The following is a 2,512-nucleotide window of genomic DNA, read 5'->3' as shown; positions in this document are numbered from 1 at the left end:
CTCGGCTGTGGGCACCCAGCCCGAGATTCCGGCCGCGGCAAGCGCCACGATCGACTTCAGCCGTGCCGCAGTGTCAACCACGGCGGATCCGGACAGCAAGCTCAAGCAGCTCTTGAGCGCACAGTCCGTCGGCACCATCAAGACCTCGTCCTCCAAGGGCACCCTGGGGGCGCCCCTGGACACTCTGACCACGGCCTCGCCTTTCGGCTACCGCGTGAATCCCATCACGGGCGGTTTGGGGGAGTTCCACCGCGGCCAGGACTTCGTGGCCCAGTGCGGCACCCAGGTCCATGCTGCCGCGGCCGGCAAGGTCACCTTCGCCGGCTGGCATCCGTATGGCGGCGGAAACCGCATTGTGGTGGACCATGGCAACGGCTTGGAAACCACGTACAACCATTTGTCGTCGTTCAACGTCCAGGTGGGCCAAACGGTTGGCCGAGGCGATGTCATCGCATTGAGCGGCACTACGGGCGCCTCCACGGGCTGCCACCTCCACTTTGAAGTCATGGTCAACGGCGACGTCGTTGACCCCCTGGGCTGGCTGTAGCCAATCCGATGGAAGTCTCTCGCATGCTTGTCACGCTCCGTGACCTGAATGTGACATTCAGCCAAAACTCATGTACCGTCTAACTCGCATCAACTTTTAGAGAGTTGATGCACTCGGGTGGATTGCCTAGCTCTGCCACTGCCCGAGGTTCCGTTCGCAAAACATCGTCTGGCAGAGGCGGGGGACCCACTTTTGGTCATCTTCACCGATGGCCTTGGGGTTAAGTCGCACGACTTCCGAGAGGGAGGAGTGTGGCCGGATGACTCCCATCCGAATCCGACAGCTTACCTCGCGGGCATAGGGAGAGGCCTCTTAACGTGTCTTCACGCTCTACTGTTGCGCGCCACCGTGCCGCGGTCACCAAGACCAACTCGCTTGCCGTTATCGCTAAGACTGTCGGCAGCAACGCCGGTGGCGTAGGCCGTCAGGCAGCCGTTATCGCAGCTGCTTCCGGTCTGGTGCTCACTAGCGGTATCGCAGCCAACGCTGCAGAAACCAACGTTCCCCGCGAGTCCACTTCGACCTCCGCCCTGGAAGTCCAGTCCATCGCCCAAGCCAGCATTTCGGCCGACTCCTCCGTCGCCATCAAGTACGAACGCCCGGTGGTTTCCACCGAAGCTGCTCCGGTTGTCGCAGCTCCGGTTGCCACCCAGGAAGCCGCTCCGGCTTCGCAGGCTGCCACGGGTGCCGCTACCGGCTCCTCGACGCTTTCTGTGACCGCTGCTGTTTCGCCCGCCACGAAGGTTGCCAGCGGCAAGGGCGCAGCGATTGCTGCCGCAGCTTACGCTCAGCTTGGCGTTGCCCAGGACTGCACTGCCCTGGCCTCGAACTCCCTGGCCGCTGTTGGCATCAACTTCCACGGCTGGCCGGCAGACTACCTCTCCCTTGGCCGTACGGTCAGCGCTGCTGAAGCGCAGCCGGGAGACCTGGTCTACTACCAGAACGGTGGCATGGGCATGGCCCACATCGCTGTTTACGTCGGCAACGGCATGGCAGTCCACGGCGGCTGGAACGGTGGCACCACCGCCCTTTACAGCGTCAATGTCGGCTCCGGCCCGGTCTTCATCCGCGTTGGTGGCTAAATAGCCCCGGTTACATAGCTTCACTGGAACATCCCCGCTGGTCCGCCGGTGGGGATGTCCTGTTTTAACGAGCGTGCGCTTACGTGTCCGGCACATGAACTTTGACCGACACTGCGCTGGAACCCCCGCATGGATTCGTTGATCTGGCCTTCTGGTGTTTACTCTTAGGTTGTCGATCCACAGCCCGTACATGCAGAGGGCAGCCGGCCCTCGCGCCCCTGACGGGTGCGGCCGTGAAGAGGTACGTGCATGCGCACACTCGTTCTGAATGCTGGATATGAACCGCTGGCGGTAGTAACCTTCCGCCGGGCGCTGGTCCTTGTGCTCACCGGAAAAGCGAGCGTAGTGGCCGAAGGCGACGAGCCTGTCGTCGGGCCACAAGAGATTCTCGGACGTCCTTCCGTGATTCTGCTCAATCGCTACATCCGGCCAAGGTACAACACCATCACGGCGGTCACACGCCGCGGCGTCTTGCGCCGCGACGGTCACCGTTGCGCCTACTGCGGGAAAGCAGCGCACACCATTGACCACGTCCACCCCAAATCCAGGGGCGGCGCGGATTCCTGGGAAAACCTGGTGGCAGCGTGCTTGCGCTGCAACAACGCCAAGAGTGACCACACCCCAGCGAGATGGGCTGGAAACTGAGGTTCACTCCGGCGGCGCCCACCGGGACTATCTGGCAAATCAAGGAGCTTGAGAAACCTGCGCCCGCATGGGATCCCTTCCTCCTGCCCGAGTCGGCGGCCTGAACCGGAATTGAGCCCGCTTCCCGGGTAATCTGGGCGGGTGGACTTTGATGCGGTGATATTGGCGGGTGGCAAGTCCTCCCGCCTCGGCGGCGTGCCCAAAGCCCAGTTGAGATACGACGGCGCCACACTCCTTG

Annotated in this window: 3 protein-coding genes, 1 pseudogene and 1 riboswitch; all 4 genes and pseudogenes read left to right on the top strand. The window is 62.7% G+C overall.

Annotated elements, in window-relative coordinates:
• On the top strand, window positions 1-547 hold a 547-nt coding region (locus AHiyo1_RS07940; RefSeq protein ID WP_253257209.1), incomplete at its 5' end, for a M23 family metallopeptidase.
• A 145-nt stretch (window positions 548-692) separates the two neighbouring features.
• A riboswitch (cyclic di-AMP (ydaO/yuaA leader) is annotated at window positions 693-859 on the top strand.
• A gap of 5 nt (window positions 860-864) precedes the next feature.
• Window positions 865-1,629 (top strand): NlpC/P60 family protein, encoded by a 765-nt coding sequence (locus tag AHiyo1_RS07935; protein WP_059388194.1) that lies wholly within the window; start codon window positions 865-867, stop codon window positions 1,627-1,629.
• A 249-nt stretch (window positions 1,630-1,878) separates the two neighbouring features.
• Window positions 1,879-2,378 (top strand): annotated as a pseudogene (locus AHiyo1_RS07930) (HNH endonuclease).
• Window positions 2,379-2,415: 37 nt separating this feature from the next.
• Window positions 2,416-2,512, top strand: a 97-nt coding sequence (locus AHiyo1_RS26395; protein ID WP_340639303.1) for an NTP transferase domain-containing protein, incomplete at its 3' end; no start/stop codon positions are given.

Origin of the sequence: Arthrobacter sp. Hiyo1 (assembly GCF_001263615.2) — a bacterium.
GTDB lineage: Bacteria > Actinomycetota > Actinomycetes > Actinomycetales > Micrococcaceae > Arthrobacter.
This window is presented reverse-complemented; position numbering and strand designations above follow the sequence as displayed.